The sequence below is a fragment of the Cereibacter sp. Soil_C_27 genome (assembly GCF_057657095.1).
Genome location: NZ_JBDGJD010000001.1, coordinates 1 through 26,874, shown reverse-complemented (window position 1 = coordinate 26,874; position 26,874 = coordinate 1). Strand labels below are relative to the sequence as shown.

Genomic DNA, 26,874 nt, shown 5'->3' with positions numbered 1-26,874 from the left:
ATGCCGGACTGGCTGACGAGCGATGAATGGCGCGCAGTGAACCTTTCGCTGCTCGTCTCCTTCTGGGCCTCGGTGCTCAGCCTGCCCTTCGGCATCGCGGTTGCCTATGTGCTGGCGCGCTTCGACTTCTGGGGCAAGCAGCTCCTGAACGGCATCGTGCACCTGCCGCTGATCCTGCCCCCGGTGGTGACGGGCTATCTGCTCCTGCTGACCTTCGGGCGCAGGGGGCCGGTGGGCGCGTTTCTGGAGCAGAGCTTCGGCCTCGTCTTCGCCTTCCGCTGGACCGGGGCGGCGCTGGCGGCGGCGGTAATGGCCTTTCCGCTGATGGTGCGGGCGATCCGGCTGGCGATCGAAGCGGTGGACCCGAAGCTGGAGCAGGCGGCGGGCACGCTGGGGGCCTCGCGCCCCTGGGTCTTCCTGACGGTGACGCTGCCCCTGATCCTGCCGGGGGTGATCGCCGGCTTCATCCTCGCCTTCGCCAAGGCGATGGGCGAGTTCGGCGCGACCATCACCTTCGTCGCCTCGATCCCCGGCCAGACCCAGACCCTGCCCTCGGCGATCTATGCCTTTCTGCAGGTGCCGGGCGGCGATGCGCAGGCGATGCGGCTGGTGCTGATCTCCATCGCCATCGCCATGCTGGCGCTTCTCATGTCGGAATGGCTGGGCCGCCGCGTCGCCCGCCGGATCGCCGGCACATGACGCTCGCCGTTTCCCTGCGCCACGGCTTCGCCGGTTTCACGCTGGACGTGGAGTTTGCCGCCCTTGCCGGGTTGACGGCGCTGTTCGGGCATTCCGGCTCGGGCAAGACCACCGTCATCAACGCGGTGGCGGGGCTGTTGACGCCCGATGCCGGGCGGATCACGGTGGACGATCTGGTGCTTTTGGACCGGGCGCGGCGCATCGCCCTGCCGCCACATCGCCGCAGGCTGGGCTATGTGTTCCAGGATGCGCGGCTGTTCCCGCATCTGACGGTGCGGCAGAACCTGCTCTACGGGCGCTGGTTCGCGCCGAGCGGGCCGGGGGCGGCCTTGGCCGATGTGGTCGAGATGCTGGGGATCGGCGCGCTGTTGCAGCGGCGCCCGGGCGGGCTGTCGGGTGGCGAGAAGCAGCGGGTCGCCATCGGGCGGGCTCTGCTGTCGAAGCCGCGGCTTCTCCTGATGGACGAGCCGCTCGCCGCGCTGGACGAGGAGCGCAAGGCCGAGATCCTGCCCTATCTCGAACGGCTGCGCGACGAGACGGCGATGCCGATCCTCTATGTCAGCCATTCGGTCGCCGAGGTGGCGCGGCTGGCGACGACGCTGGTGGTCATGGAGGCTGGGCGGGTGCAGCGCATCGGCCCGGCGCGCGAGGTGCTCTCCGATCCGGGGGCGGTGCCCGCGCTCGGCCCGCGCGAGGCGGGGTCGGTGCTGCGGGCGCGGCTGGTCGGGCAGGATGCCGACGGGCTGACCCGGCTGGAGACCTCGGCGGGGGTGCTTCTGCTGCCGAAGGTCGATCTGCCGCTCGGCGCGGAGCTCCGGGTGCGGATCGCGGCGCAGGATGTGATCGTGGCGCGGCAGCGGCCCGAGGGGATCTCGGCGCTGAACATCCTGCCGGCGGAGGTGGTGGCGCTGCATCTGGGCTCCGGGCCGGGGGCGGTGGTGCAGCTGCGCGCGGGGGGCGAGCTGATCCTCGCCCGGCTGACCCGCCGCTCGGCCGAGGCGCTGGCGCTGGCGCCGGGGCTGCCGGTCTTTGCCGTGCTGAAATCGGTCGCCGTGGCGCAGAGCGATGTCGGCGGCGCGATCACCGGGCCGGAGTTGCTGCTTCACAGCTAACAGTCGCTGTGCGCCGGTGCCGGTTGCCAGAAGGCGGCGCCTGCCCCACCCTTCTGCGTGACGCGGCCCCCTGCCGCGGGACAACAGAGATCGGGAGAGACCATGGCTACCAGTGATGCCCCGCTCGAAATCGGTCGGCTTGCGCTGACCGTCAACGACATCGGCGCCGTGTCGGCGTTCTACCAGCGCGTGCTGGGCCTGCAGCTTCTCTCGGGCGATGGCGAAACCGCGCTCCTCGGCGCCGGGGAGCGGCCGCTGATCGAGCTGCGCGCCGATCCGGCCGCGCGCCGCCGCAGCCCGCGCGAGGCGGGGCTGTTCCACACCGCCTTCCTGCTGCCCGACCGCCGCGATCTGGGGGCCTGGCTGCAGATGGCCTCCGAGACGCGGGTGCCGGTGGCGGGGGCTTCGGACCACGGGGTGAGCGAGGCGATCTATCTCAGCGACCCCGAGGGCAACGGGATCGAGATCTACACCGACCGCCCGCGCGACAGCTGGCGGCGCGAGGGCGATGGGGTGGCGATGATCACCGATCCGCTGGACTTCGACAGCCTCCTCCGCGCGGCGGAGGCGCCGTGGCGCGGGGCGCCCGAAGGCACGGTGATCGGCCATGTGCATCTGCAGGTCGGCGCCATTCCCGAGGCGGAGGCCTTCTATGCCGGGCGCTTGGGGCTGACGCTGACCGCGCGCTATCAGGGCGGCAGCTTTTTTGCCTCGGGCGGCTATCATCACCATCTGGCGGCGAACATCTGGAACAGCCGCGGCGCCGGGCCGCGCAGCTACCCCTCGACCGGGTTGGCCGAGTTGGAACTCCGCGCCGATCCCGCGACTTGTGCCGCCATCACCGCCCGGACCGGCGCGACGCGCTTCGCCGATCCCTGGGGCACCGAGATCACCCTGACCGAGAAGGAAGCCTGACATGCTGGTGGACGGAAAATGGACGGACGACTGGCAGCCGGTGCAGGTGAAGGACGAGAAGGGTGGCTTCGTGCGCCAGACCTCGAGCTTCCGGCACTGGATCACCCCGGATGGCAGCGCCGGGCCGAGCGGCGAGGCCGGCTATCCCGCCGAGGCGGGGCGCTATCATCTCTATGTCGCGCTCATCTGTCCCTGGGCCTCGCGCACGCTGGTGGCGCGCAAGCTGAAGGGCCTGGAGGAGGCGATCTCGGTTTCGGTGCTGGAGCCGGTGATGACCGCGCAGGGCTGGCGCTTCGGCGACTATCCGGGCGCGGACCGGGATACGCTGAACGGCGCCACCTATCTGCACGAGCTCTACAGCAGCGCCGATCCGGGCTACACCGGGCGCGCGACGGTGCCAGTGCTCTGGGACAAGGAGCGGCGGACCATCGTGAACAACGAAAGCGCCGACATCGTGCGGATGCTCGATCAGGGTTTCGGCGGGCTGGCGAGCGGGCCGGAGCTTTACCCTGCGGCGCTGCGCGACGAGATCGACGCGTTGAACGACTACATCTATCCCCGGCTCAACAACGGCGTCTATCGCGCGGGCTTCGCCACCACGCAGGAGGCCTATGACGAGCCGGTGCAGGATGTCTTCGAAGCCCTCGACACGCTGGAGGAGCGGCTTGCGGACGGGCGCAGCTATCTGATGGGCGAGAGCTTCACCGAGACCGACATCCGCGCCCTTGTCACCCTGGTGCGCTTCGATCCGGCCTATCACACGCTGTTCAAGTGCAACCTGCGCCGGCTGAGCGACTATCCGGGGCTCAGCGCCTATCTGAAGCGGGTGCTGGCGGTGCCCGGGGTGCGCGAGACGGTGAACCTCGACCACATCAAGCTTGGCTATGCCTCGATCCGGGCGGTGAACCCGCAGGGCATCGTGCCTGCCGGGCCGGTGCTCGACTGGGCATGAGCCGCAGCCTCGTCCTGCTGCTGCATGGCGTGGGGGCGCGGGGGGCGGATCTGGCGCGGCTGGGCGAGCTCTGGGCCGGGCTTTTGCCCGAGACCGCGTTCATCTCCCCCGACGCGCCCTTCGCCTTCGATCAGGGCGGGCCGGGGCGGCAGTGGTTCAGCCTTGCCAGCGTGACCGAGGCCGACCGCCCCGCCCGGGTCAGGGCGGCGCGGCCCGCCTTCGACGCGCTGATCGGCGGGCTGATCGGGGATCTGCCGCTGGAGCGGGTGGCGCTGGTCGGGTTCTCGCAGGGCGCGACGATGGCGCTGGATGCGGTGGCCTCGGGGCGCTGGCCGGTGGCGGCCTGCGTCGCTTTCTCGGGGCGCTTCTCGCTGCCCGAGCCGCTTACGCCTTCGGCGAAGACCGGGCTCTTTCTGGTGCATGGCATGGAGGATCAGGCGATCCCGCATGCCGAATCGAGCAAGGCACGCGCGGCGCTGGCGGGGCGGGTGAAGGGCGTGGATCTGCTGCTGCTGCCGGGCGTCGGCCACGGCTTCACCGACGAGGCGGCGCTGCAGGCGGGACGGTTTCTGGCGGCGGAGCTGCAGGGCACGGCGGTCTGAAAGGACCGCCGGTCAGGTTGGGGTGCCCGACCGGCGGCAAGTCCGGCCCGTGAGGGGCTCGGGCCGGAACCTGGAAGCCCTTGATCAGCGGCGGGGTGTCCCGCCCGGGCGGCGCGAGGCGCCGACGCGGACGACCGCAGGCTCCAGCGGGAACACCACGAGACAGGTGGCGAGGCCGGACCCCAGCAGCAGGAGGGCGAGCGTAAGGGTCGTCTGCATGGCAATCTCCACATCCCGGGCGGGCGCCGACGCGGGCCCCCGTGAAACGGGGCTAACGCAGTGCCGGCAACAATCTTACCCGAACGCTTTGCGCATGCACCGGACCTTGGTCCGATGACCTTCAAGCCCGGCTAAAATCCCGTGGCAAAACGGCTTGTCCGACCTTGGTCCGAAGACGGAGCCCGACTTATGGACGAGGATGGGTGGCGGACGTCGGGCGCTTGGTGCCAGAGGTCCCCCGCATCTGTGGGCAGGCCGGAACTCGTGTCATCACCGTGTCAGGCCCACGAACCCCGCGGGCAGACCCAGATGGAGAAGACCGATGACGCTGCACCTGATCACCCCCGCCCGCCTGTTCGCCACCACCTGCATCGCCGCCCTGCTGACCGCGGCCCCCGTCACGCTGGTCGCCGACGGCGCGGGCCTGAAGCTGGAACCGGCCTATGCCCATGCCAGGAACGGCTCGGACGATTCCTCCGACCATGACCGGGGCGACGACAAGGGCGGCGACCGCGACGACGATGAAAGCGACGATGACGACGACCACTCGGGCCACGGCGGGTCGCATGACGACGACGACGACGACCGCGACGATGACTCCTATGACGACGATGACTCCTATGACGATTCGGGCCACCATGGCCGCGGCCATGATGACCGGGGCGACGACCGCTTCGACGACAACCCCAGCGCCAGCGACATCGCCGAAGGCAAGGGCCGCAACGGTGGCAAGCAGGGCAAGGGTGCCAAGGGTGGCAAGTCGGGCGGCAACGGCAGCACCGGCGGATCGAAGCGCGTCGCCAAGATCGAGTCGTCGCGCACGGGCATCGAGGTGACCTATGCCGACGGCTCGCGCGAGGAGATCGAGAACGGTCGCTACGAGCGCAAGGACCGCTTCAACAACACCATCGTGGAGCGCCCCGCCCGCAAGGCCGATTACGACCGCCTGAACGCGCTCTGAGCGCCGCAGGAACCGAGGACATGGCGGCGGCCCTTGCGGAGGGGCCGCCGCCCGCAGACCAGCCGGAGGGGCGAAGGACCGAAATGACCCGCAGAGCCTTGCTGACCTTGCTGACGGTGCTGGCCCTTCTGGGACCGGCCGCAACCGCGTTGCCCGAGCTCGGCGGCGCGGCCTTCGCCAAGGATGGCGACCGGGGCGAGAAGTCGGATGACGACGGCGGGTCGGACGAGTCCGACGACAGCGACAAGGGCGACTCGGACAAGGACGACTCCGACAAGGGCGACGACAGCGACGACGATGACGACTCCGATGACAGCGGCGGCGGGGACAGCGACGACGACGATGACTCGTCCGGCAGCGGCTCTTCCGGGTCGGGCGGCGGGGATGACGACGACGACAACTCCGGGTCCGGGTCGGGCGGCAATTCCGGGTCGGGGAGCAACTCGGGTTCCGGCAGCTCCGGGTCGGGGGACAATTCCGGTGGCGGCAACGCGGGCGGCGGTGGCAACCCCGGCAGCGGTGGGAACTCCGGCAACGGCGGTGGCAGTTCCGGCAACGGCAGCTCCGGCGGGGGCGCCAATTCCGGCAAGGGCGGTGCCGCAGGCAAGGCGGGCGGGTCGGCCGCGCGGCAGGAGCAGGCCGGGGCGCGCGGCGGCATCAATGTGGTGTTCAACGACGGCAGCCGCGAGCTGCTGCATGACGGGCTCTACGAGCGCATCGATGCGCAGGGCCGTCTGCGCGAGCGGCGCGAGGCGACCGGCGCCGACCGGCGGCGGCTGCGCGACATCGGCCGGGTGATCGGCACGGCGCGGGCGCGGGATCTTCCGATCAGCGCGGTGGTGATCGCCAAGGACCGCGATACCGTGACGCTGACGGATTCCGCCGGCTGGTCCGAGAAACTGGACGGCGCGCGCTATTCGCTGACCGATCCCAACGGCAACGTGGTCACCCGCCGCCGCGCCACCCGGGACGACGCGCAGCGGATGCTGGGCTACCTCGGCAACTGAGCGCTATTTCAGGTGCTGCCGCGCCAGAACCGCCGCCTCGACGCGGTTGCGCACATGCAGCTTCTGCAGGATCGAGGTCATGTAATGCTTGACCGTCTTCTCCTGCAGATCCAGATCGCGGCCCACTTCCTTGTTGCTCTTGCCCTGCGCCACCAGACGCAGGATGTCCTCCTCGCGCTTCGACAGGTCATCGAGCGGACTGACCGCGATCTGTTGGCTGCGCGAGCGCATCGCGTTGAGGATGCGCGCCGCCAGCATGGGCGAGACATAGGACTGCCCGCCCGCCATGTCCTTGACCAGCCGCACCAGCTCGCGCGAACCGATGCCCTTGAGCACATAGCCGATGGCCCCGGCCTTCAGCGCCTGCATCACGTCGTCGTCTTCCTCCGAGGCGGTGAGCATCGCCACGCGCGGCGGCTCTGGCAGCGCCATGATCCGCAGCAGCGCCGAGATCCCGCCGCCCGCCGGCATCGAGATGTCGAGCAGCACCAGATCCGGCTTCAGCCGCTGGGTCTCCTCCACCGCCGCATCGGCATCCTGCGCCTGTGCCACCACCTCCAGCTCGGGGTCGTCGGCCAGACTGCGGGCCACGCCCTCGCGGTAGATCGGGTGGTCGTCGGCCACCACGATGCGGATCGTCGTCATAATGGTCCTCCCAGATCGAGTGTCATGCGCAGTTCGGCGCCAGCGGTGCCGATCTCGCCGGTGCGGCGCGGTGGGCGGTTCAGCCGTTCGAAAAGCCCGCCGAGGCTCTCCACCCGGTCCATCAGCCCCGAGAGCCCCATGCCCCCCTCGTCGTCACCGGGCACCGTCGTCTCGGGAAAGCCCGGGCCCTCGTCCAGCACCGAGACGCGCAGCAGGGTGTTCCTGACCGACATCCGCACCTCCTGCCCGCGCCCGCCCGCGTGGCGCCAGCCGTTGGTCAGCCCCTCCTGCACGAAGCGGTAGAGGCAGATCTTCACCGCCACCGGCAGGTCGGGCAGCGTCTCGGGCAGGCGCATCCGCAGCTTCACCTCGGCGCCGGTGCGGGCGGAATGGGCCTCGGCGAGGCTCTGCACCAGCTGGCCGATGCTGCGATGCGCCACCTCGGGCAGCGAGACGCCACGGGCGATGTGGCGGATCTCGCGCATGGCATCCTTCACCGCGCGCTCCACCTCGTCGAAGCGGCCCTGCGCCTCGGGCGAGGGATCGGCGCTGCGCAGATCGTCGATCCGCAGCGCGACGAAAGCCATCATCTGCGCCGGGCCGTCGTGCAGGTCGGCCCCGATCCGGCGCATCGCCTGATCGTTCATGGCGGTAAAGCGCGACACCGCCTGCTGCACCCGCAACCGCAGCGCGGTGTTGTGCTCGGAGAGGCGGATGAGGTCTTCCACCTGGCGGTCGATGGTGCGGCTGCCGCGCAGCACAATGGCATAGAGGCTGGCGCCGATCAGCAGCATGATTACCGCCACCGTCGCCCAACTGTTGCGCCGGGCGCGGGCCAGATCCTCGCTGAGCCCGGTTGCCACCTCGTAGAACTCGGCCACGCCGATGATGTCGCCCGACCAGACCTCGCGGATCGGGCTGTAGATCTCCAGCAGCGGCAAGCCCAGCGCGCGCTCTTCGCTGTCCTCCGGGTCGCCCAGCTGCTCGAAATCGGCGCGCACCTCGCCCTGGAAGGCCTGCCGAAGGTCGTCGGTCATCTCGAACCGCTGGCCGATCAGCGCCTCGTTGGAGGCATCGACCAGAAGCCCGTCCTCCTTCCAGATCTTGAAGGAGGCCACGCGCTCGCCCAGCGGGGTGTCGGTGAAGATCTCGTCCATCGCCCGCTTGGCACCGGCCGAAAGCACCGAGGATTTCGCCAGATCCTGACTGAGCGGCGAAATGAAGCTTTCCATGTAGAGCGCGGTGGCGTTGGCGGTGTTGCGCACCACCGCCTCCTCGATCCGGGCGGTCACCCAGCTGCCCACCGCCAGCATGGCCAGCAGCATCACCAGCCCGCCCGCAACCGCGAACTGGGTCGCCAGCGACCAGGAAGACCAGAGAAAGCGCCGCGCCGGGGCAGGCTGGGGAAGATCGGAAGCCATGCCAGCCTTCTAGCAGGTGGCCCGCATGGTGAGATACAGACTTTGGTCCGACCCTTCAGCGCCGCCGCGACTGGCTGATCAGCGAGGCAGTATAGATCACCAAGGCCAGCCAGATCATCGGGAAGGCGATCATCTGCGCCCGCAGGAAGGGCTCGCCGAAGAGGAAGACCGCCGTGAGGAAGATCATCGTCGGCGCGATATACTGCAGGATGCCGATGGTGGAGAGCTTCAGCAGCTTCGCGCCGTTGGCATAGAGGATCAGCGGCACGGCGGTGACGATGCCGCAGCCCAAGAGCAGCACCGTGTCGGTGGGCACACCGGTCAGGAAATGGCTCTGCCCGGTGAAGACCAGCCAGCCGATATAGCCGAGCGCCGGCGGCAGCAGCAGCAGCACTTCCAGCAGGAAGCCCTGGTTCGGGCCGATGGGCAGGGATTTCTTCAGATAGGCATAGGCGCCCCAGGTCAGGGTCAGCGCCAGCGCCACCCAGGGGAGCCGCCCGGCTTCCCAGGTCAGTACCGCCACGGCGAGGGCGGCGATGCCCAGCGCCAGCTTCTGCGCCGGGTAGAGCCGCTCGCCCAAGAGAAGCGCGCCGAGCAGGACCGAGAACAGCGGGTTGATGTAATAGCCCAGCGCCGCATCCAGCGCATGACCCGAGCCGATGGCCCAGACATAGATGCCCCAGTTCACCGAGATCAGCGCCGCCGTCAGCGCCGCCATGCCCAGCATCCGCGGGTTGCGCATCGCGACCTTCAGATCCTGCGTCCGCCCGAGGCTCCAGAGCACGGCGCCCGCGACGGGCACCGACCAGAGCACGCGATGCGCGATCACCTCGGCGGGCGAGACATGGGCGAGCGCCTTCATGTAGACCGGCAGGAAGCCCCAGAGCCCATAGGCCGCCAGCGCGAAGAACAGCCCGCGCAGGCTGTCCTCGTTCTTCACAATCTGCACATCCGCCATGGGTCAGCCCTCCGTCCGAGGGCGAAGGGCTAACCCATCCCTTTGAGAAGAACCAATGCCAAGTTGTGACCGTCACAATCAGGCGCGGTGATGGATCAGCGGTTGAGCCGGGCCCTGAGGGCGGCCAGATCCGCGCGCATCACGCCATGCCCCTCGCCGGGGTAGACCTGCAGCTCCACCGTCGCACCGGCGGCGCGCAGGGCGTCGGCGCTGTCCTCCACCCGTTTCAGCGGGATATGCGGGTCGCGCTGATGCACCGAGAGCCAGACGTCGCCGGTCGCCGCCGGATAGTCCAGCCGCTTGGGGCGATGACCGTAGAGCGCGGGCTCGGGCCCGCCCTCGGCATCGGCCGTGCCGACCAGCGCGCCGGAGAAACCGAGCACCCCGGCAAGCCCCGCACCCTCGCGGGCGAAGGCCTCGAGCGCGAGGCAGGCGCCCTGGCTGAACCCGGCGAGCCAGATCCGGTTGCGCGGCAGGCCCTCGGCCTCGAAGGCCGCGACCGCCTCGCGGATGGCGCCGAGCCCATGCTGGACGTGCGGCTCCATCTGCGCGGCGGGGGCGAGGAAGCTCGTCGGCCACCAGCTGCGCCCCGGGGCTTCCGGGGCGAGCGCCGCCACCTCGGGCAGGCCCAGCAGGTCGGAGAGCTGCAGGATATCCGCAGCCCCCGCCCCGCGCCCGTGCAGGAGCACGAGGCCCGCCGAAGCGCGCCCCGTAGAAGCCCCTGCCCGTTTCATGCCCGCACCTTCAGCGGCGGCAGCACCCGGGTGATCCGGTCGCGCATGGCCTCGTATTTCGCCGGCAGTTTCAGCGACTGCCCGAGCGTCTCGGGCGCCTCGTCCACGGCGAAACCGGGCGGATCGGTGGCGATCTCGAACAGCACGCCGCCGGGCTCGCGGAAGTAGATCGCGTTGAAATACTGCCGGTCGATCACCTCGGTGGTGCGGTGCCCCGCCTTGGCCAGGCTCTCGATCCAGCCGCGCTGCTCGTCATCGCTGCGCGCCCGGAAGGCGACGTGGTGGATCGTCCCCGCCCCCGGCCGCCCGATCGACGCCTTGTCGGAGCGGATCAGGTCGACGATGTTGCCGCGCTCGTCACCCGGCGCCTGCAGCCGCAGACGCTCCACCCCGCCGACCGTCTCGCTGCCCGCATCGCGGTAGCCGAAGACATCGCCCAGAAGCTTCGCCGTCGGCGCCGGATCGCGCAGCCAGAGCGTGACCGAGTGGAAGCCGTCGAGCTCCATCCCCGGGCGGGCGGTTTCCACCAGCTCGACCGGCGCGCCATCGGGATCGCGCAGGATGATGACCCGCGCGCCGAACCGCTCGAAGGGGCCGGCGAAATCGACCGCCTGCAGCGCCAGCTCTTCCATCAGCGCGTCGAAGCGACCGGCGGGCACGGCATAGGCATAGGCGCTCGCCATCCCCGGACCGGCGCGGCCGGGGCCGGCATCGACAAAGGGGAAGAAGGTCAGGATCGTGCCGGGCGAACCGGCCTGATCGCCGTAATAGAGGTGGTAGGTGCCGGGATCGTCGAAGTTCACGGTCTTCTTCACCAGCCGCTGTTTCAGCGTGCCGGTGTAGAAGTCGACGTTCTCCTGCGGCGGGCCGGAAATCGCGGTGACATGGTGGATGCCGGGAATGCTGGTCATGGTGTCCTCCTTGCGCCGCCATCGGGGCGGGCTTTCTTGAGAGCCAAGATAACGCAGATTGTGAAGCACAGAAGGCCGATCAGCTCACGGAGGATGTGCAGATTTGCACGGGTCTCACTCGCCGCGCTCGAAGGCCTCCAGCATCCTCAGCCGCCGCCGCAGCCGCGCCGTCTCCTCCGTCAGCGTCAGGATCGCCGCCGCGCCGGGCAGGTTGACCCCCAGATCGCGCTGCAGCCGCTGCACCCGGCTGACGGTGGTCAGGCTGACGCTGGCAAAGCGCCACTCGCTGCGACTGCCGCCACCGGGCTCGAGAATGCCCTGCTCCACCAGTTCGACGATCCACCGCCCCTCCACCCCGCAGGAGCGCGAGAGTTCGGTCAGGGTGAGCATCCCCACCACTTCCGGGTCTTCGGTCATCGGCTCAGCCTCCCATCGTCTTGCGCGGATCGAAATCCGACAGTTTCGCCATCTGGCGATAGAGATCGCGCATCGCCTCGGTGTCACGCGGCGGCACGACGATGCGCAGCACGGCATAAAGGTCGCCCGGCGGCTCGCCCGGGATGCCACGCCCCTTCAGCCGCAGCTTCTTGCCCGATTGCGCATGTGCGGGGATCGACAGCTCCACCGAGCCGCTCGGGGTCTCCACCGCGATCCGCCCGCCCAGCGCCGCCTCCCATGGCGTCACCGGCACGTCAAAGAACACGTCGCGCCCCTCGACGCTGAACACCGGATCGGGCCTGAGCGCCACCTCGAGGTAAAGATCGCCCGGCCGCCCCTCGCCATAGCCCGGCGCGCCCTTGCCCGGCAGGCGGATGTGCTGGCCCTCGGTCACGCCCTTGGGGATGCGCACCCGCAGTGTCCGGTCGCGCAGCACCATGCGGCCCGCGGCATCCACCTCGGGCATGCGCATCGTCACCTCATGCGTCGCGCCCTCGTAGGCGTCGCGCAGGGCGATCTCGATCCGGGCATGCTGGTCCTGCCCCTGCGCATGGAACTCTCGCGCGCCGCCACCGCCGCCGCGGCGGGTGAACAGGGTCTCGAAGAAATCGCTGAAGGCCTGCGCGTCGCCGGGGTCCTGCGCGCCACGCCCCTGCCAGTCGGGCGGCGGCCGGAAGGATTGCCCGGCCTGCCAGTCGCTGCCGAGCTGGTCATAGGCCGCGCGCTTCTCCTCGTCGCTCAGGACCGAATAGGCCTCGCCCACCTCCTTGAACATCGCCTCCGACTCGGCAGAGCCGACATTGGCATCGGGGTGGTGCTTGCGCACGAGCTTGCGGTAGGCCCGCTTGATCTCGTCCTGCGTCGCGGTCCGGGCGAGACCGAGCGTCTTGTAGTAATCCTTGTAGTCCATGCCTGCATGTCCTCGGCGCACCGCCATGCGGGGGTGCTGCCGGAAGGATAGCCGATTTCTCCGGCAATAGCAGTCTCGCCGTGCTCAGCCCTTGGTCGCCATCTTGATGCCGTAGGTCTGCATCTTGCGATAGAGCGTGGGCCGCGAGATGCCCAACGCCCGCGCGGCCTGGCTCATGTTGCCCTGATGCTGGATCAGCGCATTGCCCACCAGCATCTCCTCGGCGTGGCGCAGCGAGGCGGCGCTGGCCAGCCGCAGCTCCTGCGCATAGCCCGAGGCGGGCGGCAGCGGGTCGGCGGGCTGGGTCACGTCGCGCGGCAGGTCGTCCAGCGTCACCCGGCGCGACTTGGCGAGGAAATGCAGCCCCGAGATCGCGTTGCGCAGCTCGCGCACATTCCCCGGCCAGTCATGCGCCAGCAGCGCCTCCTGCACCTCGGGCCCCAGCACCAGCAGATCACGCCCGGTTTCGGCACTGATCTTGCGATTGTAATGCTCGGCGATCAGCAGGATGTCCTCGCCGCGCTGTTTCAGCGGCGGGATCTTCAGGATGATGCTCGAGATCCGGTAGAACAGGTCGCGGCGGAAGCGGCCCGCATCGACCTCGTGCAAGAGCTGCCGATTGGTCAGAGACAGCACCCGCGCCGAAGACCGCGCCGCCCCGCCTTGTGGCCCGGCGACCTGTTCTTCCAGCGCCCGGAGCAGATAGGGCTGCATCTCGGCCGGCAGCTCGCCGATCTCGTCGAGACAGAGCGTGCCGGTCTCGAGGCTCAGCACCGTGTCGCGGAACATCTCGGGGGTGACGACACCGCAGTTGATCGCGGTGAAGCCCTCGGTGCGGCCCTGATACATGCGCGAATGGATCAGCCGGGCGAAGAGCTCCTTGCCGACGCCGGTCTGGCCCTCGATCAGCGTCGGGCTGTTGACGGTGGCGATGCGCGAGGCCACGTCGAGCGCCTCGAGGATCGCCTCGCTGCGCCCGACGATCTTGAGGTCGGTGCCCGCCACCTGCATCCCCGGCAGCGGCGGCAGCGCCAGAGGGCGCGGCGAGCGGCGTTCGGGCTTGGCAAAGACCAGCGCCGCGCCGCGCACCTCGCCGTCGATGGCGATCAGCTTCACGTCCTGACAGCCATGTTCGGCGGGCAGCGAAGCCAGGATCTTCTCCTCGGTGATCCCGTCCGGCAACTCGAGAAACCGCGCGCCGAGCCCCAGATCGCGGTCGGTCTGCGCCATCTCCAGCCCGGTGTTGCGGTTGAAGATCAGCCGCCCGAACCGGTCGACGATGGCCAGCCCCTCGGTCGGCTCCTGCGCCCGCGCCGGGAACTTGCCGATGATCGCCTCCATCAGCCGCATGTTCTGCAGCCACTGGCCCTCCTTCAGCGCCACCTCGATGTCGCGCGCGGCGGTGGCGGCGAAGGCGGCGTTGTGCTTCTGGAAGATCGTGGTCAACCCCGAGAGGTTGATGACGCCGATGATGCTCTGGTCCACCGGGTCGCGGATCGGGGCGGCGGCGCAGCTCCAGGCCTTCATCCCCTCGCAGAAATGCTCCTCGCCATGCACATAGACCGGCTGTCCGGTCCAGAGCGCGGTGCCGATGCCGTTGGTGCCCGAGGCATGCTCGCTCCAGACGCCGCCGACGCTCAGGTTGATCTTGGCGGCCTTGCCCAGCGTGCTGTTGTCCCCCACCGTCTCGAGGATCACCCCGTCGCGGTCGGTCAGGATCAGCATGGCCTCGGCACCGGTCAGCAGCTCGCCGATCTGCGCCAGCGAGGCGCGGGTGGCGCGGCGCAGCTCGTCCTGATCGTAGGTGGACTTGCTGCGCGCCCGGCCCCGCTCCAGCGAGGGCGCCGCGCATTGCTCGGGCTTCACCCCGGTGGTGTTGCTGCGCACCCAGGACTGGTAGATCACCGACCGCACCCCTGTCACCGGCATGCTCGGCGCGTTGCGGCTGGCCAGAAAGCGTGTCCAGGCCTTCGAGGTTTCCTGCGGGTCTATGTCACCGAAATCGAAGCCGAGCCGGGGCGCACCCGGACGGGCGCGTTGGTCTGAACTCATCATTAAATCCCCTCCCGTGGATTTAATCGGAACTGCCGGGCTAAACGTCATGCGGCCTTGTCCGGCCGTCTCGCGCTTGGCTGGGGATGGGTCAGGCCATCTTCAGCCGCTGCTTCAGGTCGCGGGCCAGATCGTCCTCGGTATAGTCGCGGTCCAGTTTGCGCCCGCCGAGATCCGCAATCTCCTCCAGAACCTGCGGATCGAGCGGGGTGATGAAACCGTTTTCCGATGTCGCCAGCACGAAGCGCGTCTCGCCGGCCAGCCGCTTCAGCTGGCCGAGGAACTGCATCTGCAGCCCGCTCTCGGCATCGGCGACGACCACGCGGCCATTGGTGCTGATGCGAAGATAGGGTTGCGGATCGCTCGCCACCCGGCGCGGCGCCTGATCGACGAAGATCAGCCCCGAGGCCTGCGGTGGCGGTGCGGCCTTCCTGGCCTTGTCGGCAGAGTATTTCCCCCCGCTCAAGGTATCGGCCAGCTTCTCGATCGTCCCCCAGTTCTGGCGGAGATGCTGCTTGGCCTGCTGGTCTTCGGGTCGGGGGCCGCTTCGTTTCGAGATGATATCCAACGAACACACTCCCTTACGGTCCACCGCAGGATCAATATTCATGCAGTGGAGATGCAGACATTAGCACGCGGCCATGATTCGGGCGCATTTTCCACAGCCACGGGCGGAAAGGAGCGGATGTGGAACGTTTCTTTACACTCGGGCTCAGCTGGGCCTGACCGGCTGCTGCGGTGTCGCGGCACCGCCCATCCGCCCCTCGCTGATCCAGCGCGCCGCCAGCACGAAGGCGCCCACCGCGAACTCGCGGCCATGCGCGGCGATCATCTCCTCGCCGATCAGCGCGATGCGTTGGAAGAAGGCGTCCTTGCTCTTTTCCTCGTCGGTCAGGTCCATCTTGTCGGCGATCATCGGCAGTCTCCGGGTTTCAGGATTTGAACATGGCATCGGGAAGCTCGACCAGCGCGGCGCTGCCATCGGCACCGCCCAGCGCCAGACAGGCGCCGTCGGGCGAGAAGGCGAGCGCGGTGACCGCCGCGCCGGTATTCTCGCGCAGAAGGATCTCCGAGGGCCCGCCGATCTCGGCGAGGCTCAGAAGCCCGTTGGCATAGCCCACCGCGACCAGCGGGCGGTTCGGGGCCGCGGCCACCGCTTCGACCAGCACCAGACCGGGGCGACCGGTGCTGACCGGCACGCCCTCCGCCCAGCCCGCGACGCGGAAGGCGCCCGAGGCGAGCACCGCCTTGCCCGGCCGGCTGAAGGACAGGCTGCGCACCGGGGCGGGAAAGCTGCCCTGCCGCTCCACCGCGCCTGTGACCGCATCGATCAGGCAGAAGCCGTCGCCTTCCATCAGCGCCGCCAGCCGCTGCGCGGTCTCGTCCCAGACCAGTGCCACCGGGCGCGGCAAGGAGATTTCGGCCAGCGGCACGGCGAGGTCGGTCATCCGCCAGCGCGTCAGCCCCAGCCCATGCGCCACCGCCAGCTCCTGCCCGTCGGGCGAGAAGGCCAGGGCGGTCACCTCGGCGGGGGCAGTCAGCGTCAGGTCCTGGCTCTCGTCGCGCGGCGCCAGATGCACCTCGGCGCCACAGCCATAGGCGACGATCCCGCCATCCGGCGTCGCGGCCAGCGCGCTCACCGGCCCGTCGCAGCGCGCCGGAATATGCGCGGCGATCCCCCCGGGCGAGACCGAATTGATCCGGCCCGTGGTCTTGCCGAAGGCAAAGCCGCTCGGCCCCAGACGCGCCGGCAGAGAGCTGCGGCCGAGCGTGTGATCGCAGGGCTTCAGCGGCGGGCAGGGCTTGGCCCGCGGCGCGATGGTCAGCCGCCCGGTGTCCAGCGCCCGGCGCACCCGGCTGTTGGCCGACTCGCGGTCGGCCACCGCCGCCAGATGCACTGCGCCATCGGCAGAGGCGAAGGCCACGGCGCTGCCCGCGGCGTTGAACAGCACCTGATCCACCGCGGCGGGCAGGCTCCACTCCCGCGCGATCAGGTCGAACAGTTGCAGATGGGCGCGTTCGTCTCTCATCCTCTTCCCCCTGTCAGGACTGGCACAGCGCGCCGATATCGGCGTCGACCTTGGCCAGCAGCTCCTCCATGCGCGTGATCTCGTCCTCGGTGACCTTCAGCAGCTCGCGGGCCGAGGATTGCTCGTGCTTCGCCCGGGTCAGGGCCTTGCGCAGCGATCCGTCCTCGGGCAGCGCCTCCAGATCGCGCTCGGCGCAGAGCAGCTCGATCTCCTTGCCGGCGAGGCGCTGCTGGCGGCTCAGCAGCTTGGTCGTCTCCTGGCTCAGCATGATGACCAGCGTGACCCGCATCTTCTGCAGGCCCAGCATCCGCTCCTGAGTCTCCGCCGCGTCCGCCACAAGCCCGCTCCCTTCACCCGGATGCCGGCAGTTTACGAAACGCTGAAAAATTTCCCGGAAATTCGGAGTCTGTCACAGAGCGTTACAGTCGCGCATCGCTTCGTTACAGATTTTTTTCCCCTAGGTCGCAGCGATTTTCCGTCGCCATCATGCCTCATCGAACAAAGAAGACCGCAAGGCGGAACGCCCCGGCGGTTCAAGAACGAAGGAAGGGAGGCCTGCGTTTGGAAAATATTTTCAACAATGTCAGGCTGCCTGCCGGTCACGCCGCGACCGCACCTCTGACCTTTGCCGACGACAAGGGGGCCAGCCCCCACTGCCATCCCATTCATCCAGAAAGGTGAGCAAATGTCGACACTGACGCTGAACAAGATCACGTCGCAGAAGGGCATCTCGGTGGCCGATGCGACGAAGAAGATCTCGGACCTCGGGTGGAACCCCTCCTACGTGCAGGAGGCGATGACCTATCCCTCCGACTACAAGATCACCAAGGCGCCGCGCGACCCGATGAAGCAGGTGCTGCGCTCCTACTTCTCGATGCAGGAGGAGAAGGACAACCGCGTCTACGGTGCGCTCGATGCTGCCCTGCGCGGCGACATGTTCCGCAACGTCGAGCCGCGCTGGGTCGAATGGATGAAGCTGTTCCTGGCGATCATCCCCTTCCCGGAGATCTCGGCCGCCCGCTCCATGGCCATGGTCAGCCGCCTCGCCCCGGGCGAAGACCTGCGCACCGGCTTTACCATGCAGATGGTCGATGAATTCCGCCACTCCACGATCCAGATGAACCTGAAGAAGTGGTACATGGAGAATTACATCGATCCGGCGGGCTTCGACATCACCGAGGAAGCCTTCGGCAAATGCTATGCCACCACCATCGGGCGCCAGTTCGGCGAGGGCTTCCTCACCGGCGATGCGATGACGGCGGCCTGCATGTATCTGACCGTGGTGGCCGAGACCGCCTTCACCAACACGCTCTTCGTCGCCATGCCATCCGAGGCCGCCCGCAACGGCGACTATGCGCTGCCGACCGTCTTCCTCTCGGTGCAGTCCGACGAGAGCCGCCATATCGGCAACGGCCACTCGCTGATGATGGCCGCGCTGAAGGAGCCGGAGAACCACCTGCTGATCGAGCGCGACATGAAATATGCCTTCTGGCAGAACCATGCCATCGTCGATGCGGCCATCGGCACCTTCATCGAATACGGCACCACCGACCGCGACAAGAACAAGGAAAGCTATGCCGAGATGTGGCATCGCTGGGTCTACGAGGATTATTACCGCACCTACATGCTGCCGATGGAGAAATACGGCATCAAGATCCACCATGACGACGTGACGGCGGCCTGGGAGCGGATCACCAAGAAGAACTACGTCCACAAGGTCGGACAGTTCTTCGCCGTCGGCTGGCCGGTGAACTTCTGGCGGATCGAGGCCCAGACCGAGAAGGACTTCGAGTGGTTCGAGCACAAGTACCCGGGGTGGTATGCCGAGTTCGGCGATTTCTGGAAGTGGTATGCCAAGCTCTCCAAGCCCGGCCAGCAGGTCATCACCTTCAACCAGGAGGTCGGCTACGTCTACCCGCACCGCTGCTGGTCCTGCCTCGTGCCCTGCCTGATCCGCGAGGACATGGTGGTGGACGAGATCGACGGCCAGCTGCACACCTTCGCGCATGAGATCGACCGCTGGACCGCCGTAGAGGCCTTTGCCGACGAATATCAGGGTCGGCCGACCCCGGCGATGGGCCGCTTCTCGGGCAAGCGGGAATGGGAGACGATCTATCACGGCGTCGATCTGGCCGATGCGATCGTCGATCTGAACTTCGTGCGCTCCGACGGCAAGACCCTCGTGCCGCAGCCGCATCTGCGCTTCGACGACAAGGACATGTGGACGCTGGACCACGTCCGCGGCAACACGCTCGGCTCGCCCCTGATCACGCTGCGCGAGATGTCTCCCGAGGCCCGCGAGGCGCATCTGGCCGAATACCGCGCCGGGTTCACGATCAACCCCTGCCACTGACCGCCTGAGAGCGGGCCGCCCCGAACGGCCCGCGACCCAGACCCGGCGCCCCCCTTCCCCGGGGCGCCGGCCCCCCGGTCATACCCTGAAAAGGCGTTTCAGATGTCCCAGACCTACACCGTCCGACTGGAGCCCGTGGGGGTCGAGTTCGACGTCACCGATGACGAGACCCTGCTCGATGCCGCCTTCCGCCAAGGCATCTCGCTGCCGCACGGCTGCAAGGAGGGCCAGTGCTCGGCCTGCAAGTGCAACCTTCTGGAAGGCGAGGTGGAGTTGAAGAAATACTCCACCTTCGCCCTGTCGGATGGCGAGCGCGAGAATGGCGGCATCCTGCTCTGCCGTTCGCTCGCGCAGGACGACCTGACCATCGAGCTTCTGAACTTCGACGAGGAGCTGCTGTCGAAATCCATCGCCGTGAAGGACTTCAAGGGCCGGATCGCCGCGAAGGCCAACCTCACCCACGACATCCGCGCCATCGAGATCGAGCTCGAGTCGCCGATCAAATTCTGGGCCGGGCAATATGTCGACATCACGGTCAGGACCAAAGAGGGGGAGGAGATTACGCGCTCGTTCTCCATGGCAAATACGCCGGACCAAACCCAGAGGCTGCAGTTCATCATCAAGAAATACCCCGACGGACGCTTCTCCAGCGAGCTCGACAGCGGAGGCATCGAAGTCGGAGCCCCCGTCACCGTCCGCGGACCCTACGGCAGCTGCTTCCGCCGCGAAGAAAGAACCGGACCGATAGTGCTGGTCGCCGCGGGTTCGGGCATGTCACCGATCTGGTCGATCCTGCACGACCACATCGCCAGCGGCGAACAGCGTCCGGTCTACTTCTTCTACGGCGCCCGCAGCCGGGCCGACCTGTTCTACCTCGACCGCATCGCCGCGATCACCGCGGCCCATCCGGAAATCCATTTCATCCCGGTGCTCTCGCACGCCGATGACGATGCCGACTGGTCCGGGGCCAAAGGCTTCGTGCACACGGTCGTCGGCAGCCACCTGCGCGCGCTCGGGATCGAGGGACAGGGAGACGCCTATGCCTGCGGCCCGCCGCCGATGATCGACGCGCTCAGCCCGGTGCTGTTCATGCTCGATTTCGACCCGGACCGCACCTTCTACGACAAGTTCACCACATCGACCGCGCCCGCCCCCGTGAAGGCGCATTGAACCAGCAAAGGGAGAGAGACAGATGGTTGCCACGTCAAGCTCGGTCGGCTCGGGTGCCGCAGGTGCCGCGCAATTCGTCGACAGCGAAAGCCGGAAATACCGCTACTTCGAACCGCGCGGCAAGCGCGCCACGCATTACGAGGATGTCACCGTCGACGTCCAGCCCGACCCCGAGCGCTATCTGATCCAGAACTGGATCATCAATTTTCCCAATGGCAAGGGCGCCTACGAGAAGGACAGCACCCGGGCGAAAAGCTCCAACTGGCATGCCTTCCGCGCCCCGGATCAGGAATGGGAGCGCACCCATTACCAGCGCCAGTCGCGCATCGAGGTGATGGTGCAATCGGTCATCGCCAACGGGCGCAAGTCGGGCGCGCAGCATGCCTTCGACGCCGCCTGGGGCAAGATCCTGCAGAAGCATCTGGGCGCGTGGAAACATGCCGAATTCGGCCTCGGCACCTCGCTCATGCAGGCGCAGCGCTACGGCTACACCCAGATGATCAACAACGCCACGCTGACCAATTCCAGCTACAAGCTGCGGCTGTCGCAGGACATCACGCTCTATCTGGCCGAGATCGGCATGGGTATCGCGGGCTGGGACGACGAGGCGGGCAAGCGTGCCTGGCTCGAGGACGACACCTGGCAGGGCACGCGCGAGGCGGTGGAAACCATCATGGGGACCAGCGACTTCCTCGAGCAGTATTTCGCCATCAACCTCGTCTTCGAGCCCCTGGTGGGCGAGCTCTTCCGCTCCGGCTTCCTGATGCAGGCCGGCGCGCCGAACAACGATTTCATGACACCCTCGGTGATCGCCGCGGCAGAGGGCGATTACGAGCGCAATCTCGCCAACACCATCGACCTCATCTACCTCCTCGCCAATGACGAGGTGCATGGCGCGCAGAACCGCGAGTTGTTCCAGCACTGGATCATGACCCACGCCAGCCTCGCCGACAAAGCCTCGCGCCAGTTGCAGCCGATCTGGTCGCAGGCCCATGCGAAGCCCGTCAGCTACGACGAGGCGCGCGCCGTGGCCGAGGAGCGCTTCGGCAAGATCCTCACCGAACTCAACCTGTCCCGCTAAGGAGAAGCCCCATGTCGAACATCGCGCGCGACAACTCGCACGACAACATCTTCAAGGCGATGAAGGACATCACCTTCGAAAAGACCGTCTCGCACCAGTGCGGCGTCACCATGTCGGATTCGGTCGAGGCCCGCGCCATCGCGGAATACATGGCAACCAAGCCCGGCGTCACCGTCACCTACAACCCGGCGCTGATCCGGATCGATGGCGACGGCAAGATGATCTTCAAGATGGACGAGATCGGCGAATACCTCGGCCGCGAGATGACGGCCGAACTGTTCGAGGTGAACTCCTCCACCCATTACGGCCGCATGGTCCGGACCGACGACAACACCGTGATCCTGTTCGGCGACATGAACGAGATGCTCGAATTCATCTGACCCTCCGGCGCGGGGGGATCGCCTCCCGCGCCTGCCCCCACCATCCGCATCTGCGACAGCGAAAGGCAGCAAAGATGTTCGTGACACCCGAAGGCAAGGAGATTTTCGTGGTCGACGGCCATACCCATTTCTGGGACGGCTCCCCCGAGAACCAGGCCAATGTGCATGGCAAGCAGTTCATCGACTGCTTCTACGCCTATCACACCGGCCTGAGCCCCAAGGAGCAGCTCTGGGAAAAGGCCAAGTTCGAGAAATACGGCGCCGACCAGCTCTACAACGACCTCTTCGTCGATGGCCCCGATGACATCGCCATCTTCCAGACCACCTCGCTGAAGGATTTCTACAAGACCGGCTTCGGCTGCATCGAGCGCACGACCGAGATCGCCAAGAAATATCCCAACCGCTTCATCGTCAACGGCGCCTTCGACCCGCGCGAGGGCGAGAAGGCCTTGGAATACATCCACTTCATGAAGGAGACCTACGACATCAAGGGCGTGAAGATGTATACGGCGGAGTGGAACGGCGCCTCGAAGGGCTGGCGGCTGAACGACCCCGACGCCTACAAGTGCTTCGAGCTCTGCGACAAGCTCGGCATCAGGAACATCCACGTCCACAAGGGCCCGACGATCATCCCGCTGAACAAGGATGCCTTCGACGTGCATGACGTCGACCATGCCGCGACCGACTTCCAGAACCTGAACTGGATCATCGAGCATTGCGGCCTGCCCCGGCTCGACGATTTCTGCTGGATCGCCACGCAGGAAACCAACGTCTATGCCGGGCTTGCCGTCGCGCTTCCCTTCATCCACGCCCGCCCGCGCTACTTCGGCGAGGTGATCGCGGAACTCCTGTTCTGGATCGGGCCGGAGAAGATCCTGTTCGGCTCCGACTACGCGATCTGGACGCCGAAATGGCTGGTGGAAAAGCTCTGGGCCTACCAGATCCCGGAAGACATCGCGGCGGAGCGTGGCGTGCAGCTGACCGACGAGATCAAGGAGAAGATCCTCGGCCTCAACGCGGCGCGGCTCTACGACATCGACATCGCGGCGCGCAAGGCCGAGTTCGCCTCGCATCCCGTCTCGATCGCGGCGGAGTAGCCCGATGCCTCTGGCAGATCAGCTTGCCGAGGTCTGGGCGCGGCTCGACCGGGTGACGGACCCCGAACTCGACGATCCCATCACCGACATGGGCTTCGTCGAGACGGTCTCCGTCACCGGGGCCGAGGTGGCGGTTGCCTTCCGCCTGCCGACCTACTGGTGTTCGCCCAACTTCGCCTTCCTGATGGCCGAAGGCATCAAGCGCGAGGTCGAGGCCCTGCCTTGGGTCTCGCGCTGCCGGGTCAGCCTCGAGGATCACATGGCCGCCGAGGAGCTGATGACAGCTGTCAACGCGGGGGGCAGGTTCTCCGACGCCTTCGCCGAGCTGACCGGGGGCGAGGATCTCACCGCGCTCCGCGAGAAGTTCGCGCGGAAGGCCTTCCAGCGCCGGCAAGAGGTGGTCGTCAAGGCCCTCCTCGCTGCCGGCACACCTCCCGGTGTCGTCGTCTCGATGACCCTGCCGGCGCTGGACGCCTGCCCCCTCGACCCCGAGGCCAGCCGCCAACGCAGCCGCTACACCGAGCTGCTGCGCGACCGCGGTCTGGCCGAAGGCCCGGCGATCTGCGCCTTCGACGGCACGGCGATCGCCGCCGAGGGGCTGCGCGACTACATGGGTCTCCTGCGCAGCGTCCGCATAAACATGGAGTTTTCCGGCTCGCTCTGCCGTGGGCTGAAGGAAACCCGCTACAAGGAGGCCGACCTGACCGGCGCGATGCCGGTGCTGGTCGACCTCGCCCGGCGGCAGGGCGAGCCCGCCTGCCGCTGAGGCCCCCGCACCATCACCTGACAATATCGGCCTTGGCCGAGGGAGGAAGCTATGCCGAAAATCATCGCTCATGGAAACGACGCCCGCCGCGCACTGGCCGTCGGGGTGCAGAAACTCAGCGCCGCCGTCGAGTCGACGCTCGGCCCGCAGGGCATGAATGCCATGATCGACCGCCCGATCGGCACCCCGCTGATCAGCCGCGACGGCGTGTCGATCGCATCCGAGATCGAGCTGTTCAACCGCTTCGAGAACATGGGCGCGCAGGTCGTCCGCGAGGTCTCGATGCAGACCAACGACGTGGCCGGTGACGGCACCACCACCTCGATCGTGCTGGCCAATGGCATGATCCAGTCCGGCGTCGCCCTGATCGACCGCGGCGCCAAGCCGGTGGAGCTGTGCCGCGGGATCGACAAGGCCGTCGCCGCCACCATCGCGGCGCTGCGCGCCGCCGCCAAGCCGGTGCGCGACCACGAACAGCTCTCGGCCATCGCCCGGATCTCCGCCTCCAGCAAGGGGCTGGGCGATCTGGTGGCCGAAGCCTTTCGCCGCGTCGGCGCGCAGGGCGTGATCCTGACCGATTACGGCCTCGGCCCGCATTCGACGCTCGAAGTGGTCGACGGCATGTCCTTCGACCGGGGCTACATCTCGCATCACATGGTCACCGATCTCGAGGCGATGCGCGCCGTTCTGCATCATCCCTACATCGTGCTGACCGACATCAAGATGAAGACCCCCGACCAGCTCGCCGCCGCCCGCACCATCGCCGCCGAGGACGACCGCCCGCTGGTCATCATCTCCGAGGAAACCTCGCCCGAGGTGCTGCAATCGCTGCTCGGCAAGGATGCCGCGGCGCGCTTCCTCGTGGTGCATCCGCCGGAGTTCGGCCACTGGCGCCGCTCGATGATGGAGGATCTGGCGATCCTCACCGGCGGCAAGGTGCTGGCCCGCGATCTCGGCGCGCGTCTGGAAGACATCACCCGCGCCGAGATGGGCAGCGCCGAGCGGATCGAGGCCACGAACTCCGACACGATCATCGTCCGCGGCGCGGGCGATCCGCAGGCCATCGCCGCCCGCCGCGCCCAGGTGCAGCGGCTGTTCGAGGCGGCCCCGCCCAACATCGACAAGGACAAGCTGCAGGAACGTCTGGCCAAGCTCTGCGGCGGCACCGCGACCATCCTTGCGGGCGGCGTTACCCCGGTGGAGCAGAAGCGCACCATCCAGCTGATCGAGGACAGCCTGAACGCCGTTCGCGCCGCCTCGGACGAGGGCGTGCTGACCGGCGGCGGCGTGGCTTTGACCCGGGTGGCACCGACGCTGACCGCGCTGGCGAAATCGCTCTCGGGCGATCAGCGCAAGGGGGTGGAGCTGGTGCAGTCGGTGCTCACCCTGCCGCTCGCCCGCATCGCCTTCAACGCCGGCGCCGAGCCGAATGAGGTGGTGCGCAAGGTCTCCGGCCTCTCGGGCGATCACGGCTACAACGCCGCGACCGGCGCCTTCGAGGATCTGATGGCCTCGGGCGTCGTCGATCCCGCCCGCGTCACCTGCGCCGCGCTGGAGAACGCGGGCTCGGTCGCCACACTGATCCTGACCACCGAAACCCTGATCGCCGATCTGGCCGAGGACGAAGACCCGACAGCCGGCGGCGCGCTCGGGGGCGGGGCGGAAAAACTCGGGCGAAAATGAGGGAGGAGACGCCATGACCATGCAAGCCGCGAGGCTCTACGACTACGACCCGGCGATGAACGTACAACTCAAGATCGAGGCGGTGAAGGAGCCCAACATCCTCGGCCCCACCGACGTGATCGTGAAGGTCGGCGCAGCCGGGCTCTGCCGCACCGACCTGCACATCATCGAGGGCGTCTGGAAGGACATCATGGACAGCAGCGGCACCCTCCTGCCCTATATCATGGGGCACGAGAACGCCGGCTGGGTCGAGGATGTCGGCTCCGGCGTCACCTCGGTCAAGCCAGGCGACACGGTGATCTGCCACCCGCACCGCACCTGCGGCATCTGCCTCAGCTGCCGCTACGGCGACGACATGCATTGCGAACACAGCCTCTTCCCCGGCCTCGGCCTCGACGGCGGATTCGCGCAGTATTTCGTTACCTCCGAGCGCTCGCTGATCAAGCTGAACCCCAACATCACGCCGCTCGATGTGGCTCCCATGGCCGATGCCGGGATCACCGCCTACCGCGCCGCGAAGAAGGCCGCCAAGGGCCTGCGCCCCGGCGCCTATTGCGTGATCGTCGGCGTCGGCGGCCTCGGCCACATCGCCCTGCAATGCCTGCACGAGATCTCCGGCTGCCGGATCATCGCGGTGGACCGCGAACCGGCGGCCCGCGCGCTCTGCAAGGAACTGGGGGCGGATTACATCCTCGACGGCGGCCCTGACGTGGTGGAGGAGATCCGGCAGATCACCGGCGGCGGCGCGCAATGCGTCATCGATTTCGTCGGCGAGCTCGGCGTCGAGAACCTCGCCTGGAAGATGGTGCGGCCCGGGGGGCAGCTGCTCATGGTCGGCTATGGCGGCAAGATCGAAGTGCCGACGGTGCATCTCGTGATCAACGAGATCAACATCGGCGGCAGCCTCGTCGGCAACTACACCGAGCTGGTGGAGTTGATGGAGCTGAACGCCGACGGCAAGGTGAAGATGCATTACACGCAATATGCGCTGTCCGACATCAACCAGGCGCTCGACGACTTCAAGAACCGCCGCTTCTCCGGCCGGGGCGTCATCGTGCCCTGACGCTGGGTGGTCACAAGAAAAAGGGGACGATCAATGATCGTCCCCGATAAGCATGAAAAAAACTGTGGCAGCAGCGAATGGTCAGGTCAAAAAGGCTCTGGTCTAGCAATTATTTAATTAGAAAGAGCTACTTTCGGAGGTGGGTCAACCACCCTTCGGGGGATAAACGGCTCTGATCGGCGCAAAGCCCGATTTTTTCCCTCGGCTTTCAACCCCCTCGGTTTGGCCATATTTCGGGCACAATCCATGGGTGTGCCGGATGCATCGGATTTGGGCAGCACAGGCAAAGTTCCGCTGATCCCTGAGGGTGGGAGGGGCGAGGCGGACCACTGATTCGAATCAGCTTATCCTTTGAGAAAGAACAGTATTTTCCTCGTTTCGGAAACAATGGGAGCCGGGAGCGCCGGATTGGCAAAGGGGTTTTGCGAAGATTCAGCGAGACGAGCCGCGCTCCCCATGACCAGCCTCGACAGGCCGGGCGTAGCGAAGCGTAACGCTGAAGATCAGCCTAAAACGCAGGTTGCGCGTCGCCGTGGAGGCGGACGACCTGTGAGCCACCGGGGGGCAAAGGCGCGATCTTAGCCGCTGTGCCCCAGACATGACAAAGCCCGCAGCGGAGCTACGGGCTTGATGTAGTGTTGGTTGCGGGGACAGGATTTGAACCTGTGACCTTCAGGTTATGAGCCTGACGAGCTACCGGGCTGCTCCACCCCGC

At 67.5% G+C, this 26,874-nt stretch carries 28 protein-coding genes; 15 read left to right on the top strand and 13 right to left on the bottom strand.

The features are described from left to right. The 5 genes from modB to AC3A5Z_RS00120 all read left to right on the top strand — a co-directional run bounded on the left by modB (position 1) and on the right by AC3A5Z_RS00120 (position 4,280). Positions 1-699 (top strand): molybdate ABC transporter permease subunit, encoded by a 699-nt coding sequence (gene modB, locus AC3A5Z_RS00140; protein ID WP_487517403.1) that lies wholly within the window; start codon positions 1-3, stop codon positions 697-699. Further along, positions 696-1,811 carry a molybdenum ABC transporter ATP-binding protein gene (modC, locus tag AC3A5Z_RS00135; RefSeq protein WP_487517402.1) on the top strand — a complete coding sequence of 372 codons (1,116 nt, stop codon included), beginning with the start codon at positions 696-698 and terminating at the stop codon, positions 1,809-1,811. The genes modB and modC overlap by 4 nt, the downstream gene beginning before the upstream one ends. A gap of 102 nt (positions 1,812-1,913) precedes the next feature. Further along, the gene (locus AC3A5Z_RS00130) at positions 1,914-2,726 is read left to right on the top strand and encodes a VOC family protein (protein ID WP_487517401.1); all 813 of its coding nucleotides are present in this window, start codon (positions 1,914-1,916) and stop codon (positions 2,724-2,726) included. A gap of 1 nt (position 2,727) precedes the next feature. Beyond that, positions 2,728-3,678, top strand: coding sequence for a glutathione S-transferase family protein (locus AC3A5Z_RS00125; protein ID WP_487517400.1), 951 nt, complete (start codon positions 2,728-2,730; stop codon positions 3,676-3,678). Then, the gene (locus AC3A5Z_RS00120; RefSeq protein WP_487517399.1) at positions 3,675-4,280 is read left to right on the top strand and encodes an alpha/beta hydrolase; all 606 of its coding nucleotides are present in this window, start codon (positions 3,675-3,677) and stop codon (positions 4,278-4,280) included. The genes AC3A5Z_RS00125 and AC3A5Z_RS00120 overlap by 4 nt, the downstream gene beginning before the upstream one ends. 84 nt (positions 4,281-4,364) lie before the next feature. Here AC3A5Z_RS00120 and AC3A5Z_RS00115 read toward each other — a convergent pair whose 3' ends face one another. Continuing rightward, positions 4,365-4,499: a hypothetical protein gene (locus tag AC3A5Z_RS00115; RefSeq protein WP_487517398.1), complete on the bottom strand. Its 135-nt coding sequence runs from the start codon at positions 4,497-4,499 to the stop codon at positions 4,365-4,367. A gap of 322 nt (positions 4,500-4,821) precedes the next feature. Between AC3A5Z_RS00115 and AC3A5Z_RS00110 the strand changes: the two genes are divergently transcribed. Continuing rightward, positions 4,822-5,460 (top strand): hypothetical protein, encoded by a 639-nt coding sequence (locus AC3A5Z_RS00110; protein ID WP_487517397.1) that lies wholly within the window; start codon positions 4,822-4,824, stop codon positions 5,458-5,460. An 83-nt stretch (positions 5,461-5,543) separates the two neighbouring features. After that, a complete protein-coding gene (locus AC3A5Z_RS00105) occupies positions 5,544-6,467 on the top strand; it encodes a hypothetical protein (RefSeq protein WP_487517396.1) in 924 nt (307 codons plus the stop codon). 3 nt (positions 6,468-6,470) lie between these two features. Here the strand turns inward: AC3A5Z_RS00105 and AC3A5Z_RS00100 are convergent, their stop codons facing one another. From AC3A5Z_RS00100 to AC3A5Z_RS00045, 12 genes are all read right to left on the bottom strand, one after another. Next, positions 6,471-7,112 (bottom strand): response regulator, encoded by a 642-nt coding sequence (locus AC3A5Z_RS00100; RefSeq protein ID WP_487517395.1) that lies wholly within the window; start codon positions 7,110-7,112, stop codon positions 6,471-6,473. Continuing rightward, the gene (locus AC3A5Z_RS00095) at positions 7,109-8,533 is read right to left on the bottom strand and encodes a sensor histidine kinase (RefSeq protein ID WP_487517394.1); all 1,425 of its coding nucleotides are present in this window, start codon (positions 8,531-8,533) and stop codon (positions 7,109-7,111) included. The genes AC3A5Z_RS00100 and AC3A5Z_RS00095 overlap by 4 nt, the downstream gene beginning before the upstream one ends. A gap of 55 nt (positions 8,534-8,588) precedes the next feature. After that, the gene (rarD, locus tag AC3A5Z_RS00090; protein WP_487517393.1) at positions 8,589-9,491 is read right to left on the bottom strand and encodes an EamA family transporter RarD; all 903 of its coding nucleotides are present in this window, start codon (positions 9,489-9,491) and stop codon (positions 8,589-8,591) included. 95 nt (positions 9,492-9,586) lie between these two features. Continuing rightward, positions 9,587-10,225 (bottom strand): alpha/beta hydrolase, encoded by a 639-nt coding sequence (locus AC3A5Z_RS00085; protein ID WP_487517392.1) that lies wholly within the window; start codon positions 10,223-10,225, stop codon positions 9,587-9,589. Beyond that, a complete protein-coding gene (locus AC3A5Z_RS00080; protein ID WP_487517391.1) occupies positions 10,222-11,136 on the bottom strand; it encodes a ring-cleaving dioxygenase in 915 nt (304 codons plus the stop codon). Before AC3A5Z_RS00080 ends, AC3A5Z_RS00085 begins: the two co-directional genes overlap by 4 nt. A gap of 114 nt (positions 11,137-11,250) precedes the next feature. Then, positions 11,251-11,553 (bottom strand): chaperone modulator CbpM, encoded by a 303-nt coding sequence (locus tag AC3A5Z_RS00075; RefSeq protein ID WP_487517390.1) that lies wholly within the window; start codon positions 11,551-11,553, stop codon positions 11,251-11,253. Positions 11,554-11,557: 4 nt separating this feature from the next. Continuing rightward, positions 11,558-12,484: a DnaJ C-terminal domain-containing protein gene (locus tag AC3A5Z_RS00070; RefSeq protein ID WP_487517389.1), complete on the bottom strand. Its 927-nt coding sequence runs from the start codon at positions 12,482-12,484 to the stop codon at positions 11,558-11,560. A gap of 84 nt (positions 12,485-12,568) precedes the next feature. After that, a complete protein-coding gene (locus AC3A5Z_RS00065; RefSeq protein ID WP_487517388.1) occupies positions 12,569-14,536 on the bottom strand; it encodes a sigma-54-dependent Fis family transcriptional regulator in 1,968 nt (655 codons plus the stop codon). Between the two features lie 91 nt (positions 14,537-14,627). Beyond that, the gene (locus AC3A5Z_RS00060) at positions 14,628-15,104 is read right to left on the bottom strand and encodes a hypothetical protein (RefSeq protein WP_487517387.1); all 477 of its coding nucleotides are present in this window, start codon (positions 15,102-15,104) and stop codon (positions 14,628-14,630) included. A 144-nt stretch (positions 15,105-15,248) separates the two neighbouring features. Beyond that, the gene (locus tag AC3A5Z_RS00055; protein ID WP_487517386.1) at positions 15,249-15,452 is read right to left on the bottom strand and encodes a hypothetical protein; all 204 of its coding nucleotides are present in this window, start codon (positions 15,450-15,452) and stop codon (positions 15,249-15,251) included. A 16-nt stretch (positions 15,453-15,468) separates the two neighbouring features. Next, positions 15,469-16,566 (bottom strand): WD40 repeat domain-containing protein, encoded by a 1,098-nt coding sequence (locus AC3A5Z_RS00050; RefSeq protein WP_487517385.1) that lies wholly within the window; start codon positions 16,564-16,566, stop codon positions 15,469-15,471. A 13-nt stretch (positions 16,567-16,579) separates the two neighbouring features. After that, positions 16,580-16,903: a hypothetical protein gene (locus tag AC3A5Z_RS00045; RefSeq protein WP_487517384.1), complete on the bottom strand. Its 324-nt coding sequence runs from the start codon at positions 16,901-16,903 to the stop codon at positions 16,580-16,582. Positions 16,904-17,251: 348 nt separating this feature from the next. On the opposite strand from AC3A5Z_RS00045, the gene AC3A5Z_RS00040 reads away from it, so the two are divergent. The 8 genes from AC3A5Z_RS00040 to AC3A5Z_RS00005 all read left to right on the top strand — a co-directional run bounded on the left by AC3A5Z_RS00040 (position 17,252) and on the right by AC3A5Z_RS00005 (position 26,159). Next, positions 17,252-18,919 (top strand): aromatic/alkene/methane monooxygenase hydroxylase/oxygenase subunit alpha, encoded by a 1,668-nt coding sequence (locus AC3A5Z_RS00040; protein ID WP_487517383.1) that lies wholly within the window; start codon positions 17,252-17,254, stop codon positions 18,917-18,919. A gap of 102 nt (positions 18,920-19,021) precedes the next feature. After that, complete coding sequence (locus AC3A5Z_RS00035) at positions 19,022-20,089, top strand: 2Fe-2S iron-sulfur cluster-binding protein (RefSeq protein WP_487517382.1); 1,068 nt, start codon at positions 19,022-19,024, stop codon at positions 20,087-20,089. Positions 20,090-20,111: 22 nt separating this feature from the next. After that, positions 20,112-21,170 carry an aromatic/alkene monooxygenase hydroxylase subunit beta gene (locus AC3A5Z_RS00030; protein ID WP_487517381.1) on the top strand — a complete coding sequence of 353 codons (1,059 nt, stop codon included), beginning with the start codon at positions 20,112-20,114 and terminating at the stop codon, positions 21,168-21,170. An 11-nt stretch (positions 21,171-21,181) separates the two neighbouring features. Then, positions 21,182-21,550, top strand: coding sequence for an MmoB/DmpM family protein (locus tag AC3A5Z_RS00025; RefSeq protein ID WP_487517380.1), 369 nt, complete (start codon positions 21,182-21,184; stop codon positions 21,548-21,550). Positions 21,551-21,624: 74 nt separating this feature from the next. Then, positions 21,625-22,647 (top strand): amidohydrolase family protein, encoded by a 1,023-nt coding sequence (locus AC3A5Z_RS00020; RefSeq protein ID WP_487517379.1) that lies wholly within the window; start codon positions 21,625-21,627, stop codon positions 22,645-22,647. Between the two features lie 4 nt (positions 22,648-22,651). Then, positions 22,652-23,413: an iron-sulfur cluster assembly protein gene (locus AC3A5Z_RS00015; RefSeq protein WP_487517378.1), complete on the top strand. Its 762-nt coding sequence runs from the start codon at positions 22,652-22,654 to the stop codon at positions 23,411-23,413. A gap of 51 nt (positions 23,414-23,464) precedes the next feature. Further along, on the top strand, positions 23,465-25,096 hold the full coding sequence (gene groEL, locus AC3A5Z_RS00010; protein ID WP_487517377.1) for a chaperonin GroEL: 1,632 nt from the start codon (positions 23,465-23,467) through the stop codon (positions 25,094-25,096). 13 nt (positions 25,097-25,109) lie between these two features. Then, positions 25,110-26,159 (top strand): NAD(P)-dependent alcohol dehydrogenase, encoded by a 1,050-nt coding sequence (locus AC3A5Z_RS00005; RefSeq protein ID WP_487517376.1) that lies wholly within the window; start codon positions 25,110-25,112, stop codon positions 26,157-26,159. The last annotated feature ends 715 nt before the right edge of the window (positions 26,160-26,874 follow it).